Genomic DNA, 15,524 nt, shown 5'->3' on the forward strand with positions numbered 1-15,524 from the left:
AAAAATCCTGTGATCATTTCACCCAAAAAGCAATGGTAATCTGGTTGGCCACTAAACGACTTTACCGTGGAAATTACTTTTCGTATCCTCTGCGCAGAAAAAATGACAAAAACATATGGGATTATAACATGCAGGGCTTAATTCAGGATCGTCCACTTTTAATTTCCTCACAAATTGAATATGCCGGGCAGTATCACGGGGACGTGGAAATTGTCTCGCGCACTATTGAGGGGCCAATTCATCGGACCAATTACCGTGAAGTGAATTTGCGGTCAAAAAAACTCGCGCAGGCTTTGGCGAAACTTGGGGTGGAATTTGGTGACCGGGTCGGGACGCTGGCGTGGAATGGCTATCGACATCTGGAAATTTATTTTGGTGTCTCTGGTATGGGGTCTGTCTGCCACACAATTAATCCGCGGCTATTTCCCGAACAGATCACCTATATCGCCAATCATGCTGAAGACAAGTTGATTTTCACCGATCTCACATTTGTTCCGCTTCTGGAAGCCATAGCAGATCAGCTAACTTCCGTAAAAGCTTTTGTCATCATGACGGACGAGAGCCATATGCCGGAAACCAAACTGCCCAATGCATTGTGTTACGAAACACTTGTTGAGGCTGAGGATGGTGATTATGAGTGGCCGGTATTTGATGAAATGACAGCTTCAAGCCTGTGCTACACATCCGGTACCACGGGCAATCCTAAAGGAGTGCTGTATGCACATCGTTCAACCGTGCTGCACAGTTATTGCGTTTGCACAAATGACGGTTTGGGTGTGTGTAATGCTGACAGCATTCTGCCTGTTGTTCCCATGTTTCATGCCAATGCCTGGGGTATTCCTTACGCCGCGGCCATGTCGGGCGCCAAAATGGTCATGCCAGGCAGCGAAATGGATGGTAAGTCCATTTATGAGTTGATGGAGGCTGAAGGCGTGACGTTATCTGCGGGTGTTCCTACGGTTTGGCTCATGCTGTTGGGGTATGTGAAGGAAAATAATCTGAAATTTTCTTCAATGAGACGGACAGTTATTGGAGGATCTGCGGCGCCGCGTTCGATGATTGAAACCTTCGTCAAGCAGTATGGGGTGAATGTCATTCATGCGTGGGGCATGACAGAAATGAGTCCTCTTGGTACAACTGGAAATCTGCTCAAAAAACATCAGGAGTTGCCAGAAGAAAAGCAAATAGACATTCGCCTGAAACAGGGTCGTATCGTTTATGGTGTAGAGCTCAAGATCGTTGATGACGAAAATAATGAACTCCCACATGATGGCGTGGCTTTTGGGCGCTTGATGGTGCGCGGGCCTTGGATAACAAGCGGCTATTTCAAATCAGAAGGCGGCGGCATTATCGATGAGGACGGCTGGTTTGATACCGGTGACGTGGCGACGCTTGATGCTGATGGATATATGCAGATCACGGATCGGTCAAAGGATGTGATCAAGTCCGGCGGTGAATGGATTTCATCAATTGACGTGGAAAATGAAGCGGTTGGGTGCCCCGGAATTGTCGAGGCGGCTGTTATCGCGGTACCGCATCCAAAGTGGGACGAAAGACCTCTTGTGATTGCTGTAAAAGAAGAAGGGCATCCAGTCACGAAAGAAGACGTGATCGCACATCTCGAAAATACGCTGGCAAAATGGCAACTGCCTGATGATGTTGTTTTTGTGGATGAACTTCCCCATACTGCAACCGGCAAATTGCTAAAAACGGCATTGCGGGAACAGTATAAAGATTACAAATTGCCGACAGCATAAATTTTGTAAAACCATCATCACAGTTTAAGGGCTGGATATTCCAGCCCTTTTCTATTTGCAGTTGACCATCGGGTTTATCCCTTATAGGTTGAACGAAAAAATAGAGCTTTGGGGGCTTTCGGAAAATGAAACCGACTTTAAAAACACTTCTGCTGCCATTGGCGGCTGCAACGCTTTTGACTGCCTGCACAACCACCTCCACAGAGGTCAAGCGCACAACTGCCACAAATTCACCGGGCCAAACCACCGTTCAGGTGGCGTCGGTACGCGATATTGTGGATGCTTCGCGGGTCGGTTCCGAGGACTCAACTAATTTACCACATCTCGTTGTGCATGCAGCGGGTGATGAAGACAAAGTCACTATCAAAATGGGGGAGAATTTTTCTCGCCGGTATTTTCAATGCAATGATACCGCCGACTGCCAGGAGGTTCGATTGGTCAAACCCCAGCCCGATACTCATGCAACCACTGGTCACGATGATCAACCCGAAGATAATTTTATGGGGAAGGTTGAATTAAGTGACGCCACAAAAGCTTTGTTTGGGCGAAAGTTAACTGCAGATATGTCGGGCAAACGAATTCTGATCATGCGTCCCGACGTAGAGTTGTACGAGCTAGGCGTAGCGCTGCAGGAGCCAAATGCGCTTTGGACATCCATGGCTTCAAATTATGTGACTGAAATTTCAGCCCAGTATTTTCAAAAACTTGGATATGACGTTGCCATTTATCAGGACGACAGCAATGAAGTTTCCGAAAAAACGGGCCAGGACTTGATCGCTTTACACGAAGATGTAGGAATTTCCATTATTCAGTTTCAGCAAAGCCCGTTGACACAATTACCAACACTGAAGAGTGGGAAATTCGATTGGCATCTGGGTCGGACAACGCAGGATTTGGCCAAGGGTTATGGAGCTGATTACAGTCTGTTCATTTATCTGAGGGATCAGTATTCAAGCGGAAGTCGCGTGGCAGCACAGTTGCTAATGTCCGTGATTTTCGGTGTGCATGTGCAGGGTGGTATTCAGGTGGGATTTGCCTCACTTGTGAATTTAAAGACGGGTGAAGTCGAATGGTTCAACCGGATCATTTCGACAACTGGTGATCTGAGAACCTTTAGGGCGGCGGTTAATGCTACTAATGCCCTGTTTGAAGACATTCCGCTGTGAAAAAAAACGCGCTGATCAGTTTACTGCTACTGGCCGGAATATCGATGGGGTGCGCCACAGATAGTCCGGAGGGGCCTGTTGAGCCCGGTTACAGGCCAGCCCTGCAGTCCACAGAAGCGGGGCTGTGGATGACTATGGACAAGTTTGAAAGGCGACTGGCGAACAGTGAGCTTGTTGAACGTGATCCGGAGCTTAATAGATATGTCCGCGGTGTTCTGTGCAGAGTTTCCCCCTCTCATTGCGAGGATGTGCGGGTTTTCATTATTAAAAATCCCTACTTCAACGCAACCATGGCGCCAAATGGATCCATGCATGTGTGGTCTGGATTATTGCTGCGAGTGCAGAATGAAGACCAGCTTGCGGCGGTGCTTGCTCATGAAATGGCTCACTACCTTCACCGACATAGCTCAAACAGTGGAATACAACAAAAGCAACGCTGGAGTTTTTGACCTTTTTTTCCATTGCGACAGGTGGCTTTGATGGTGGTCTAACCGGTCTCGCTGTTTCATTAGGTGCGCAGGGTGCCTTGCAATCCTATTCACAGGAGTTTGAGCATGAAGCGGATCAAGTTGGATTAGAGCTCATTGCTGAGGCCGGATATAACACAGAGCAAGTCGTTGCAATGTGGGAGCTGGTAAAGGCGGAAAAAGAGGCTGACCCGGAAAGCGAAAAGCGAAACGTCTTTTGGCGTTCCCATCCCCCTACGCAAGAGCGCATTAAACGCCTAAAAGATCAGAGCGCCGCGTTGCAAAAAACGCAGGTGCGTCAGTTGCCGATGGAAGGTCGTCAGTTCGAAGACGTTTACAACAGGCATTGGCACAAGTGGGCTGAAAATCTCGTGGCGATAACGTCACCTGATGAAGCCCAAGTGGTGTTGAAGCGCTTGCAGCTTGGTGGTCGAGATGAGCATGAAGTGGCTTTTTTCATGGGGGAGAGTTTTAGGCGTCATGGCACAGAAGAAGATCTCGCCAAGGCGCGAGAGAATTATCTTAAAGCTGCGCAGATGAAGCCTGCACCTTTAAAAACGTACAAGCATCTGGCACTCGTCGAGAGACGTCTTGGCCATAATTCCTTAGCCCTGCAGTATTTCGAAACCTATCTGGAGCAAAATCCAGACGCTTCTGACGAAAAACTGGTGCGGGTTTATATGAAACAGTTGGGGAACTAGAATGAAAAAAATACTGATTTTGGTGTCATTGATGATCATTGCTGGATGTGTACCCAGCTATGAGCTTCTGAAATCCGGTGATACAAAGATGTGGAATGCTTATACCGTTTCCACGCCAGAAAATATCAATGAAATGAAGCTGGATGGACTTGTCTCCTGGACAAAATATGGACCTCTTCTAGAGCAGATTCGCTTTCTAAAGCCAATTGGAGAAGGCGACAAAATCCCATTTATTTATTCATCAGAAAATGAAAGCAAGGTGCCGACATATCGTTCAGGTATGACACCTGAAGAAGTTGTTGAACTGTATCGGTCCAGTAACACCTTGGGCGGAACTATCGTGACGGCGATTTCAGAACTTGAACCGGTTAATCTGGGCGGTGGTCAGGGCTATACATTTGTCGCGAGCCTGTCGTCGCCAAAAGGCAAGGATTACAAGTCAAAAGTTTATTTCACCGAGCATGAGCAGAAACTGTATATGATCGAATTTGGCGCGCATGCCACACATTATTTTGAGCATCGTCAAGATTTTGTGCAGGATGTCGTTACGTCAATTAAGTTTTGATCGTCACACAATCGTGTATTTTGAATGATCGGTCTTGATCTTTGCGCGCAAAGGTTGTTGGATGTAGGCGAAGATAAACAATAAGGTAATAAAAATGACTTTACAGAATAAGCAATACCGACTTGCGGCTCGCCCTGTGGGAACCCCCAAAGACAGTGACTGGGAATTCACAACCGAGGCCATCCCATCCGCAGGGGATGGCGAGGTTGTCGTTAAGGTGCATTATGTCTCTCTGGATCCGGCAATGCGCGGTTGGATGAATGATGCGAAATCCTACATTCCTCCGGTTGGACTTGGTGAGGTTATGCGTGCAGGGACAGTTGGCGAAGTAATCGAAAGCAATAACCCGTCATTCGCTGTTGGGGATTTTGTGACTGGATATCATGGCGTCCAGCAATATGGAAAATCTGATGGCAAGGATCTGGTGAAAATTGATCCAAATCTTGCTCCTGTCCAAAGTTACATTGGTGGGCTGGGGATGCCTGGTCTTACGGCTTATTTCGGACTGCTGGAAGTTGGCGCTGTAAAAGAGGGGGACACGGTTCTTGTCTCTGGCGCGGCAGGTGCAGTGGGATCAATGGTTGGCCAGATTGCAAAAATCAAAGGTGCGCGTGCGGTTGGTATCGCTGGCGGCGCTGACAAATGCGCTTACGTGGTCAATGAGCTCGGTTTTGATGCCTGTGTCGATTATAAATCTGATGACTTTCTGAACAGTCTGAAAGAGCCACTCAAAACAGGTGTTGACGTTTATTTCGATAATGTTGGCGGTGATATTCTGGATATCGCACTGGCACGATTGAACAGACATGCCCGCGTTGTGATTTGCGGTGCCATTTCCCAGTATAACAACACCACACCGGTGAAGGGTCCTGCAAATTACCTGAACCTGCTGGTTCAGCATGCCCGCATGGAAGGCTTTGTTGTCTTCGATTACGTGAAGCAGTATGGCGAAGGTATGAAACAGCTTGCCACCTGGTATGCAAATGGGGATCTGAAATTTAAAGAGCATGTGGATGAGGGAATTGAGAATTTCCCAAAAACGTTGCTGAAACTGTTTACTGGTGAAAATTTTGGTAAGCTTGTGCTGAAAGTGAACGAAGACTGATCACGGCAAAAATCTTTACCGGGCCGCAGCGATATCAGTTGATAACGGTTGCGGCCTTTTTTATTGGGCGTGTGATGATAATTCGAAAGGCAACAATTGAAGATGCTGACTGGCTTGCGAAATTAATCAATCTTGCCGGATCGGGAATGCCACTCACCCGTTGGAGGCAGCTGGCGATAAATGGTGCAGACCCCTGGCAAGTGGGGCAGGAACTGATCTGTGCCACGCAAGGGGAGTTCAGTTTTCTCAATTGCGCGGTTGCATCGGACGAAAAGGGGCAGATTGTGGCTATGCGAAACAGTTTTGTCATGACCGAAGAAGCTGCACAAGGCGATACTATTTCGTGGCCTGCCTTTGCAGATCCCATACAGGAATTGGAAGAGAAATGTATGGGGGATTATTACATAAATTTCATCGCCACTCGCGAAAACAGGCAAGGTAAAGGTTACGCAAGTCACTTGCTTAAAGATGCAGAAGAATGTGCTGCGACTGCAGGTATTGAGCGATTGAGTTTAATTGTATTGCAAAGCAAGGAATATGTTGTCGGTTATTATGAAAAATGGGGCTATCGGATAGCTGATCGACGGCACGCGGTTCCTATGGGTGACGCGTTCGAGGGTGATAGCTGGTTGTTGATGCACAAGCATTTGCAAAAACCGGAAAAAGATTGAAGTCTTTCCTCATAAAAGCTACATGTTCTGCAATCTTTACATCGATGAGTGAATAACTCTCAAATTTAAGGGAATGTCGGCTTACACATTCCGGAAAAAGTCATGAGTATATTGGAAGAGCGCGTATCTAACCGCCGGACATTTGCAATTATTGCACATCCAGATGCGGGTAAGACAACATTGACAGAAAAACTCCTGTTGTTTGGTGGTGCCATCCAGCTGGCAGGTGCTGTGAAAAGTCGCGGTGAACAGAGACGGGCGCGTTCTGACTGGATGAAGGTTGAGCGTGAACGTGGTATTTCCGTTGCGTCATCTGTCATGACATTTGATTATCAGGGAAAGACCTTCAATCTGCTTGATACACCGGGCCATGAAGATTTCAGTGAAGACACCTATCGGACGCTTACGGCTGTGGACAGTGCGGTTATGGTGCTTGATGGCGCTAAAGGTATTGAAAGTCAGACCCGCAAATTATTTGAGGTTTGTCGCCTTCGCGATATGCCGATTGTCACCTTCATCAACAAGTTTGACCGTGAAGCTCTGGACCCGTTTGAGCTGATCGACGATATCGAACAGACCTTGGCGCTGGATGTTGTTCCAGCCAGTTGGCCCATCGGTATGGGACGAAATTTCAAGGGATGTTATGACCTGCTTAATGACAGGCTGGTTCTGGTTAGCAAGGACAAGGATAACCATCTCGATGAAGGTGTTATCTGCAACGGCGTCAATGACCCGAAACTGGATGAGCTTTTGCCCGCAGACTATGTTGAAAAACTGCGTGAAGATGTCGAAATGGTGCGTGAATTATGCCCCGAATTCGATCAGCAGGCATTTTTAGATGGCACTCTGACACCTGTTTATTTTGGCAGTGCAATCAATAATTTTGGTGTTGAGACGCTGCTCAATGGACTGACGCATATGGCGCCTTCACCGCGCTCAGCGCCGTCTGTGGAGCGTGAAATCGAGCCGACCGAGAGTAAAATTTCCGGCTTTATTTTTAAAATTCAGGCAAATATGGATCCAAAGCATCGCGACCGTATTGCTTTTATGAGGCTGGTGTCTGGACATTTCAAGCGCGGTGCTAAACTGAAACATGTTCGCTCTGGCAAAACTCTGGCCATTCACAACCCCGTTTTGTTTTTGGCGCAGGACAGGGAACTCGCGGAGGAGGCATGGCCGGGAGATATCATTGGTCTGCCTAATCATGGGAACCTTCGAATTGGGGATGCCCTCACAGAAGGGGAAGCAATCCGATTTACCGGGATCCCAAGTTTTGCCCCAGAGCTTTTGCAGAAAGTTAGGCCGGTTGACCCCATGCGGGCCAAGCATTTGGGCCGGGCCTTAACTCAGATCGCCGAGGAAGGCGCTGCACGGGCCTTTAAAACCCGAATGGGTTCTGACTGGGTCGTTGGTGTGGTCGGCGCCCTGCAATTTGAAGTTCTGGCGGATCGCATTCGTACTGAATATGACATTCCCGTTAATTTTGAACCCACAGAGCTTTATACCGCCAGATGGGTTGAGCAGGATGATCATAATGAGCTGAAGAAGTTTCTGGACGCAAATCAGGCCTCGCTTGCAGAGGACCATGATGATGCACCCGTGTTTTTGGCGCGAAATGCCTGGCATTTGGAGCGGGCAGAAAAAGACTGGCCAAATATCAAATTCTGTAAAACCAAGGAACAGCTTGTATAGGGAGAGATAGATGCCATCATTTGATATTGTTTCGAAAACTGATCTCAATGAAGTTGGGAATGCCCTGAACAATGTTCGTCGGGAAATTGAAACCCGCTATGATTTCAAAGGAAGCAACTGCAGAATTGAGCAGGCCGAAAATATGCTGACCATTCATGCGGATGATGATCTGAAACTACGGCAAATGCATGAACTGCTGCAGGGGCATTTGACCCGCCGCAATGTTGATGCGGGCGTTCTGGATTACAAGGACCCGGAAAAGGCTGCCGGTCAAAGTGTTCGCCAGCAGGTCATTGTGCGTGAAGGTATTGATAAAGAACTGGCGAAAAAGCTGGTGAAAGCGATCAAGGGCAGCAAAATCAAGGTTCAGGTTGCCATTCAGGGTGACGAATTGCGTGTGACGGGCAAAAAACGCGACGATTTACAAGCTGTCATCGCGTTTTGCAAAGAGCAGGATACTGAAATGCCCCTGCAATATGTCAATTTCAGAGACTAAGTGATAAAGCCGATTTATTGCTTTGCAAGCTGGTAGGTTGAGCTGACACGCATGTCGCTGTCAGTTTCAACCTCGCCATTTTCCACCATCATGATGATATGTGAATAGACCGACCGTGCCGCCGCTGGATGCAGATATTCGGGCACGTCCGTGTACATTTTCTTGACCATTTGCGGAATGCTCGCGGGCCCCTGTTGCAGACAGGTGCGGATCTGATTCATGCGCTCATGACGGTGAGCGATCAGGCCTTTGACATGGTCATGCGGATTGTCAATCGCCGGGCCGTGCGTTGGCCAGTATCGCGTATGCTCATAATCCAGAAGCTTTTCCAGACTGGCGAGATACTGTTTCATGTCGCCATCGGGGGGGGAGACAATTGAAGTCGACCATCCCATTACATGATCACCCGAAAAGAGAGTGTTCTCTTCAATGAGCTCAAAGCACAGGTGATTGGATAAATGCCCGGGCGTGTGGATGGCTCTAACCGACCAGTCATCTGCCATAATAATCTCGCCATCTTTCACAGTTACGTCCGGCACAAAGTCGGTATCGCCATCTTCTTCAGCTTTCATGCCGGGCTTACCGCTGCCATGCGGGCCAAAACCGTATGTTTTGGCACCGGTTTTTTCTTTGAGCAGAGCGGCCCCTGGCGAGTGGTCCATATGCGTATGCGTGATCAGAATATGAGTGATCGTCTCCCCTTGGGTGGCCTTTAAAATGGCGTCGATATGCTCGCTATCAGCCGGGCCGGGGTCAATAACCGCCAGCTGTTTGCCGCTCCCGATGATATAGGTTCCTGTTCCATGCAGAGTAAAGGCACTGGGATTTTTGGCGATCACGCGCCGGATCAAAGGGCTCAGCAGGCTTGTCTCGCCATATTCAAATTCAAGGTCTTTGTTGAAGTTAAGCGATGCAGCCATATCGGTTTCCTGTTTTTTATTGGGCTCAATCCATCTGTTCGCAGAATCTATCACTAATAATCGGCGATTGTAAGCGCCCTCTTGCAAATTTACGTCGGGGACCACAGGCAGGCTGGGGATTGAAAGTTTGGATTAATTCTAGCGGATAGAATGATTTCAAAGATAATTCAGCTATGCGCGAGAGTTTTCAATAGTTCTAAATATAGAACTTATTAATGAATATTAAACTGTTGTAAATAATGCATATTTAATATGAAAGAAAAAAAATTAAATATAAGAAATATATATTATATTTTTAAGTCAAAAAAATATTCTGTCAACAATAATTATACTGAATTAATTTAAAATATTACTGCAAGATGAAATCAAATCGAAATGTATTATATTTTTATTTCGCAACTGCGAAGATAAAGACGAACATGTATTTTCCATATACTGTTGACGCTTAAATAAAACACTGATTATATTTTTACTTAAGGTCGTCCTGGTCCGATAATTGGACGGCCTTTACTAACAAAGAATAACTGTCGGACATTAAAGGGGAGGCCGTTCTGTTAGAATTTTTACAGTTGGTCATCGGCGGAGTGTCAATCGGGTGTATTTATGCGCTCGTCGCACTCGGTTTTGTATTGATCTATAAAGCAACAGAGGTAGTCAATTTTGCACAGGGTGAGCTGATGATGCTCGGTGCGTTTCTTGCCTACACATTTATTTCAATTTTGGGATGGAATTACTGGCTTGGTGCTGCAGCAGCAATTGCCGGGATGTTTGTCATTGGTAATCTGACAGACAGGGTAGTTCTGCGTCCGGTACTGGGGCAACCGCAGTTTGCCATCGTCATGGTAACGATCGGTTTCGGGTATATGGCGCGCAGTGCCGCAGGCATGATGCCCGGTTGGGGAACTGAGACTTATGCCATCGATACACCCTTTTCCAGTGAGGGAATGGCCCTGATACCTGAGAGTATGGGGACATTGGTGATTTCACAAACAGACCTGTCTGTCATCGTCGCGACCATTCTGTTTTGTGCCATCCTGTATGCGTTCTTCACCTACACGAAATTGGGACTTGCGATGCAGGCTGCGTCGCAAAATCAGTTGGCATCCTACTATATGGGATCCCAGTAAAATCCGTCTTCTCAATGATTTGGGGAATAAGCGCGGCGGTCGCCGCCGCGGCTGGTATTTTGCTGGCGCCGACAACACTGATTGATTCCAATATGGGATTTATCGGGCTTAAAGCCTTTCCTGCCGCAGTTTTAGGAGGATTTGGATCAATTCCCGGAGCCGTCGTGGGCGGAATTATTATCGGTATTATTGAAACTCTTGCTGGGTTTTATCTACCGCCCGGTTTTAAGAATGTTGCTGCCTATATCATACTGCTTGTTGTGTTGGTTGTCCGGCCTCAAGGCCTGTTCGGTGAGAAAACAGGGAAGAGGGTGTAATTATGCGATTTTTATTCAAGACAAATTATGAGCAGGATATTCGTCTGGCCAAGCATTCTGGCTATTACTGGTCCTATGGCGCTCTTCTGGCGATCGTTTTCGCTGCACCCCTAATGCTGGACTCCTATTATGTGGGGCAAATGACGCAACTTTACATCATGGCGATAGCTGGCGTGGGCCTGATGCTTCTGTCCGGCTACACGGGGCTTGTCAGCCTTGGTCATGCAGCCTTTTTCGGCATCGGCGCCTATACCGAAGCCGTCTTGACTGGAAACGGTCTGCACCTACCCTTTATGGAAGAGCCGATTGTCTTTTCCTTCTTTCTCTCCTTTCCGTTAGCTGGATTGTTGGCGGCAGTTGCCGGGATTGCCATTGGTATTCCGGCGCTGAGGCTAACCGGTATTTATCTGGCAATTGCGACTTTTGCTTTTGCGATTGTCGTGGAGGAAGTCTTTTCCAGATGGGAGAGTGTAACCAATGGCTATACCGGGCTGCTGGTGGAATATATTGAAATCGGGGGAGTAACGCTTACTGATGGCACGCCTTTCTACTTCCTGTGTCTAGGGGTTCTGATCGCGGTCATTCTGTTTTCGCTGAACCTGCTTCGCTCCCCGACCGGCCGGGCGATGATGGCGGTTCGAGATTCAGAAATTTCGGCGCAGAGTATGGGTGTGAATCTGGCGCAAACCAAGACAACCGCATTTGCATTGAGTGCGGGTATTACAGGTCTGGCGGGCGCATTATTTGCCCATAAACTGGGCTTCCTGTCACCGGAAAGCTTCACGGTTCTGCAGTCGCTGGAGCTGCTGGTTCTGGTTGTGGTTGGAGGACTTGGATCCATTCACGGAGCCATTTTCGGGGCGATGTTCGTTCTTGCCCTGCCACAGGCGCTGGCAATTCTGAAAGACTATCTGCCTGCTGAAATAGCTGAAACTCCCGGAATTGAACCGTTTATTTTTGGACTGATACTGGTGTTTTTCATCATCTTCGAACCATTGGGTATTTATGGCCGTTGGCTGAAAGTGAAACTCTATTTCCAGATGTTCCCACTTTACAAGAAAGCCACCTTTAAACGCCAAAAAGCCTATATGAAGTCAGAGAGGTTGAAATGAGCCTGTTTACAGCAGAAAACCTGGCCATCAACTTTGGCGGTGTAAAGGCCGTGGATGGCGTCAATTTTGAAATTGAAGAAGGAGAATGTTTTACCATTATCGGTCCGAACGGGGCGGGTAAAACAACAATATTTAACCTGATTAGTCGGATATATGACTCAACGGAAGGGCGTATGACCTTCCGGGGAGAGGATATCACCACGACCCCACCTCATGATATCGCGGGACTTGGAATCGCACGGACATTTCAGAATATTGAATTGTTCGAGCATGCAACAGTTCTTCAGAACCTGCTTGTGGGCAGACACTGTCATACTAAGCGGTCTATTTGGAAAGAGGGACTTTTCACACCCTCTGTCAGGAATGAGGAGCTGCGCCATCGCGAGAAGGTAGAGGAAATTATCGATTTTCTTGACCTTCAGCATTACCGCGAAAGTTTCATTATGAACCTGCCTTATGGTGTTCGCAAAGTGGTGGAGCTGGGGCGTGCGCTGTGTACCGAGCCAAAGCTGATCCTTCTGGATGAGCCTTCCTCCGGACTGAATGTTGAAGAAACACAGGACATGGCGTTCTGGATTGAAGACATCAAGAAAGAGCTGGGCATTACCGTGTTGATGGTTGAACACGACATGGGCCTGGTGTCCGAGGTGTCTGACCGGGTTCTGGTCTTGAATTATGGACGAATGCTAGCTTTTGGGACGCCCGCAGAGGTTCAAAGTGATCCCGAAGTGATCAAAGCGTATCTGGGGGGATGATATGAGCGACGCAATTTTGAAAGTCAGGAATATTGAAACCTATTACGGACCGATCATGGCGATCCGGGGGGTCTCTTTGGACGTGGAGGAGGGGAAAATTGTCACTGTGCTGGGTGCAAATGGTGCAGGCAAGACAACCATCCTCAAGACCATCAGTGGTGTAATGGACCCGCAAAAGGGCACTGTCGTATTTGACGGGAAAGAGATTCAGAAAAATGATCCTGACTGGGTGATGCGGCAGGGCTTGAGCCATGTTCCCGAAGGTCGGGAAGTCTTTCCTTTTCTGAGTGTGCGGGACAATCTTCTGATGGGGGCCTATACCCGCAATGACAAGGATGAGATCGCTAAAGACATGGAAATGGTCCATAGCTATTTCCCGATCCTCAAAGAAAGAGGGGATCAGCCAGCGGGGCAGCTTTCCGGTGGTGAACAGCAAATGCTGTCCATTAGCCGCGCTCTAATGGCCCGCCCGAAAGTCATGCTCCTCGATGAACCGAGCCTTGGCCTCAGTCCACTTCTGGTTAAAGAAATATTTGGCATCATTAAAAGGCTGAATGTGGAGCGGGGCATGACCATGTTGCTGGTAGAGCAAAACGCCAATATTGCGTTGCATACAGCGGATTATGGATATGTGCTCGAGGTAGGGCGGATTGTTATGGAAGACACAACTGCCAACCTGCTCAACAAGGATGATATTCAGGAGTTTTATCTGGGTATGCAGGATCAGGGTGTCAGGGGCAAACGGCGCTGGAAAAAACGCAAGACCTGGCGCTAATCGGGCCTGAAGGAGAATAAAAGATGAACGCAATGGTTTATCCACCAAGTATTATCGATGGGACCGATACCACATCGAAATTGTTCTGGAAGCGTGTCCAGGAATATGATCAGAAAATCGCCATGCGTGAGAAAGATCTAGGGATCTGGCGATCCATCACTTGGGCAGAATATGGAGAGCGGGCACGTGCAATTGGGCTTGGTCTGGTATCTTTGGGCCTCAAACGCGGGGAGACCGTTTCAATCCTGAGCGATAATAACCCCGAATGGTTATATTTCGATATGGGAATATTGGGGGTTGGGGGCGTCAGTAATGGCGTCTACACAACCGACAGCGCCAAACAGGTCGCTTATCTGTGTCTGGATTCCAAAACCAGGTATTTTGTCGCGGAAAATGAAGAACAGCTTGATAAAGTGCTGGAAGTTCGCGATCAGCTACCCGACCTTCGCAAAATTATCGTCCTTGATATGGAAGGGCTTCGTGATTTCCGCGATGAGATGGTGTTGAGTATTGATGAGCTTTACGAATTGGGGGAGGCTTATCATAAGGAACATCCAGATTTTTGGGAGGCTGAGGTTAATAAATCACAGCCCAATGATCTGGCAATCCTGATTTATACATCTGGGACAACCGGCCCGCCGAAAGGAGCGATGATTTCTCATCGAAATTTGATGTTCCAGATTTCCAACCTGACACCCATAATCGGTTTCGGACCGGATGACGAACAGCTTTCCTTTTTGCCCCTATGCCATATAGCGGAGCGGTCTTTCACCATTTTTTTGCCACTTTATGCGGGAACTATAGTAAACTTCGTAGAGGGACTGGATACAGTTCCGGAAAATATCAGGGAGGTATCTCCGACGATTTTCTTTGCTGTGCCCCGTATTTGGGAAAAATTTTATTCCGCGATCACATTGCAGCTTCGCGATGCGACAGGTTTGCAAAAGCTGGCCTACAAGATGGCAATTGGCGCTGGCTATGACATAGCAGATTGTAAGCTTGAAGGGCGGGAGCAACAGGACTTCAAAAGCTGAAGTTCAAGATTGCGGACGCACTGGTTCTTAAAAATATCAAGCGTTTGCTGGGATTGGATCGGGCCAAGTATCTGGGCTCAGGTGCTGCGCCTATTTCTCCAGACCTGATAAAGTGGTATCTGGCGCTTGGTCTGGATATGTATGAGGTTTATGGGCAAACTGAAAATGTAGGCTTGGCAACTTCAAATCTTGAAGACAAGTTTAAATTGGGCACTGTCGGGCCACCAGCCCCCAACACAGAGGTTGCGATTTCTGATCAGGGTGAGATCCTTTTGAAAGGGCCTCATATTTTCATGGGATATCTTAATCAGCCTGAAAAGACCGCCGAAACAGTTGTTGATGGATGGCTCCATACGGGTGACGTGGGCTATATTGATAACGAAGGTTTCGTGAAGATCACGGATCGGATGAAAGACATTATCATTACAGCCGGCGGCAAGAACATTACACCGTCAGAAATCGAAAATCAGTTGAAGTTCAGCCCTTATATTTCCGATGCCGTTGTGATCGGTGACAAGCGCAAGTATCTCACATGTCTGATCATGATCGATCAGGAAAATGTGGAGAAATATGCGCAGGACAGGGATGTTCCCTTTACCAATTTCCAAAGCCTGTGCAAGGCAAAAGAAGTTGAAGAACTGATCTGGTCGGAGATTGAAAAGGTAAACAAGAATTTTGCGCAAGTAGAGACGATCAAGAAGTTCAGGTTGATCGATGAAATTCTGACCGCGGAAGATGATGAATTGACGCCGACAATGAAACTGAAGCGGTCATTCGTAAACAAGAAGTATGAGGCTTTGATCAATACCATGTACTGACCAACTATTGGGGGCTTGGTCTTAACTTTGAAGAGGGCATTTTGCC

At 47.7% G+C, this 15,524-nt stretch carries 13 protein-coding genes and 2 pseudogenes; 14 read left to right on the forward strand and 1 reads right to left on the reverse strand.

The window, feature by feature from the left end; translation table 11 throughout:
- The first annotated feature begins 128 nt into the window (after positions 1-128).
- The 9 genes from JCM23214_RS12755 (at position 129) to JCM23214_RS12795 (ending at position 8,620) form a co-directional block, all read left to right on the forward strand.
- Positions 129-1,757, forward strand: coding sequence for a 3-(methylthio)propionyl-CoA ligase (locus tag JCM23214_RS12755; protein ID WP_025899274.1), 1,629 nt, complete (start codon positions 129-131; stop codon positions 1,755-1,757).
- Positions 1,758-1,882: 125 nt separating this feature from the next.
- Positions 1,883-2,923: a hypothetical protein gene (locus JCM23214_RS22590; RefSeq protein WP_025899275.1), complete on the forward strand. Its 1,041-nt coding sequence runs from the start codon at positions 1,883-1,885 to the stop codon at positions 2,921-2,923.
- Positions 2,920-3,372, forward strand: a complete 453-nt coding sequence (locus JCM23214_RS26050; RefSeq protein WP_025899276.1) for a M48 family metallopeptidase — start codon at positions 2,920-2,922, stop codon at positions 3,370-3,372. Before JCM23214_RS22590 ends, JCM23214_RS26050 begins: the two co-directional genes overlap by 4 nt.
- Complete coding sequence (locus tag JCM23214_RS12770; protein ID WP_025899277.1) at positions 3,369-4,091, forward strand: M48 family metalloprotease; 723 nt, start codon at positions 3,369-3,371, stop codon at positions 4,089-4,091. The genes JCM23214_RS26050 and JCM23214_RS12770 overlap by 4 nt, the downstream gene beginning before the upstream one ends.
- A gap of 1 nt (position 4,092) precedes the next feature.
- Positions 4,093-4,656, forward strand: coding sequence for a hypothetical protein (locus tag JCM23214_RS12775; RefSeq protein ID WP_025899278.1), 564 nt, complete (start codon positions 4,093-4,095; stop codon positions 4,654-4,656).
- Positions 4,657-4,750: 94 nt separating this feature from the next.
- Positions 4,751-5,761, forward strand: a complete 1,011-nt coding sequence (locus JCM23214_RS12780) for an NADP-dependent oxidoreductase (RefSeq protein WP_025899279.1) — start codon at positions 4,751-4,753, stop codon at positions 5,759-5,761.
- A 74-nt stretch (positions 5,762-5,835) separates the two neighbouring features.
- A complete protein-coding gene (locus JCM23214_RS12785; RefSeq protein WP_148301880.1) occupies positions 5,836-6,432 on the forward strand; it encodes a GNAT family N-acetyltransferase in 597 nt (198 codons plus the stop codon).
- 102 nt (positions 6,433-6,534) lie between these two features.
- Positions 6,535-8,124: a peptide chain release factor 3 gene (locus JCM23214_RS12790; RefSeq protein WP_025899281.1), complete on the forward strand. Its 1,590-nt coding sequence runs from the start codon at positions 6,535-6,537 to the stop codon at positions 8,122-8,124.
- Between the two features lie 10 nt (positions 8,125-8,134).
- Positions 8,135-8,620, forward strand: a complete 486-nt coding sequence (locus tag JCM23214_RS12795; protein ID WP_025899282.1) for a YajQ family cyclic di-GMP-binding protein — start codon at positions 8,135-8,137, stop codon at positions 8,618-8,620.
- A gap of 14 nt (positions 8,621-8,634) precedes the next feature.
- Here JCM23214_RS12795 and JCM23214_RS12800 read toward each other — a convergent pair whose 3' ends face one another.
- Positions 8,635-9,540 (reverse strand): MBL fold metallo-hydrolase, encoded by a 906-nt coding sequence (locus JCM23214_RS12800; RefSeq protein WP_025899283.1) that lies wholly within the window; start codon positions 9,538-9,540, stop codon positions 8,635-8,637.
- A 551-nt stretch (positions 9,541-10,091) separates the two neighbouring features.
- Between JCM23214_RS12800 and JCM23214_RS26745 the strand changes: the two are divergent.
- The 5 genes and pseudogenes from JCM23214_RS26745 to JCM23214_RS26965 all read left to right on the forward strand — a co-directional run bounded on the left by JCM23214_RS26745 (position 10,092) and on the right by JCM23214_RS26965 (position 15,478).
- Positions 10,092-10,984: pseudogene (locus JCM23214_RS26745) on the forward strand (branched-chain amino acid ABC transporter permease).
- Between the two features lie 2 nt (positions 10,985-10,986).
- Positions 10,987-12,096: a branched-chain amino acid ABC transporter permease gene (locus JCM23214_RS12810; RefSeq protein WP_025899284.1), complete on the forward strand. Its 1,110-nt coding sequence runs from the start codon at positions 10,987-10,989 to the stop codon at positions 12,094-12,096.
- Positions 12,093-12,851, forward strand: a complete 759-nt coding sequence (locus tag JCM23214_RS12815) for an ABC transporter ATP-binding protein (protein WP_025899285.1) — start codon at positions 12,093-12,095, stop codon at positions 12,849-12,851. Before JCM23214_RS12810 ends, JCM23214_RS12815 begins: the two co-directional genes overlap by 4 nt.
- A 1-nt stretch (position 12,852) precedes the next feature.
- The gene (locus JCM23214_RS12820) at positions 12,853-13,626 is read left to right on the forward strand and encodes an ABC transporter ATP-binding protein (RefSeq protein ID WP_025899286.1); all 774 of its coding nucleotides are present in this window, start codon (positions 12,853-12,855) and stop codon (positions 13,624-13,626) included.
- Between the two features lie 32 nt (positions 13,627-13,658).
- A pseudogene (locus JCM23214_RS26965) lies at positions 13,659-15,478 on the forward strand (AMP-dependent synthetase/ligase).
- Positions 15,479-15,524 lie beyond the last annotated feature (46 nt).

It is taken from the genome of Sneathiella glossodoripedis JCM 23214 (genome assembly GCF_000616095.1).
Lineage (GTDB): Bacteria > Pseudomonadota > Alphaproteobacteria > Sneathiellales > Sneathiellaceae > Sneathiella > Sneathiella glossodoripedis.

Bases quoted from the DNA above. Each gene is read 5' to 3' on its own strand.
- JCM23214_RS12755 (WP_025899274.1), top strand. From the start codon at position 129: ATGCAGGGCTTAATTCAGGATCGTCCACTTTTAATTTCCTCACAAATT.
- JCM23214_RS22590 (WP_025899275.1), top strand. From the start codon at position 1,883: ATGAAACCGACTTTAAAAACACTTCTGCTGCCATTGGCGGCTGCAACG.
- JCM23214_RS12775 (WP_025899278.1), top strand. From the start codon at position 4,093: ATGAAAAAAATACTGATTTTGGTGTCATTGATGATCATTGCTGGATGT.
- JCM23214_RS12780 (WP_025899279.1), top strand. From the start codon at position 4,751: ATGACTTTACAGAATAAGCAATACCGACTTGCGGCTCGCCCTGTGGGA.
- JCM23214_RS12785 (WP_148301880.1), top strand. From the start codon at position 5,836: ATGATAATTCGAAAGGCAACAATTGAAGATGCTGACTGGCTTGCGAAA.
- JCM23214_RS12790 (WP_025899281.1), top strand. From the start codon at position 6,535: ATGAGTATATTGGAAGAGCGCGTATCTAACCGCCGGACATTTGCAATT.
- JCM23214_RS12795 (WP_025899282.1), top strand. From the start codon at position 8,135: ATGCCATCATTTGATATTGTTTCGAAAACTGATCTCAATGAAGTTGGG.
- JCM23214_RS12800 (WP_025899283.1), bottom strand. From the start codon at position 9,540: ATGGCTGCATCGCTTAACTTCAACAAAGACCTTGAATTTGAATATGGC.
- JCM23214_RS12810 (WP_025899284.1), top strand. From the start codon at position 10,987: ATGCGATTTTTATTCAAGACAAATTATGAGCAGGATATTCGTCTGGCC.
- JCM23214_RS12815 (WP_025899285.1), top strand. From the start codon at position 12,093: ATGAGCCTGTTTACAGCAGAAAACCTGGCCATCAACTTTGGCGGTGTA.
- JCM23214_RS12820 (WP_025899286.1), top strand. From the start codon at position 12,853: ATGAGCGACGCAATTTTGAAAGTCAGGAATATTGAAACCTATTACGGA.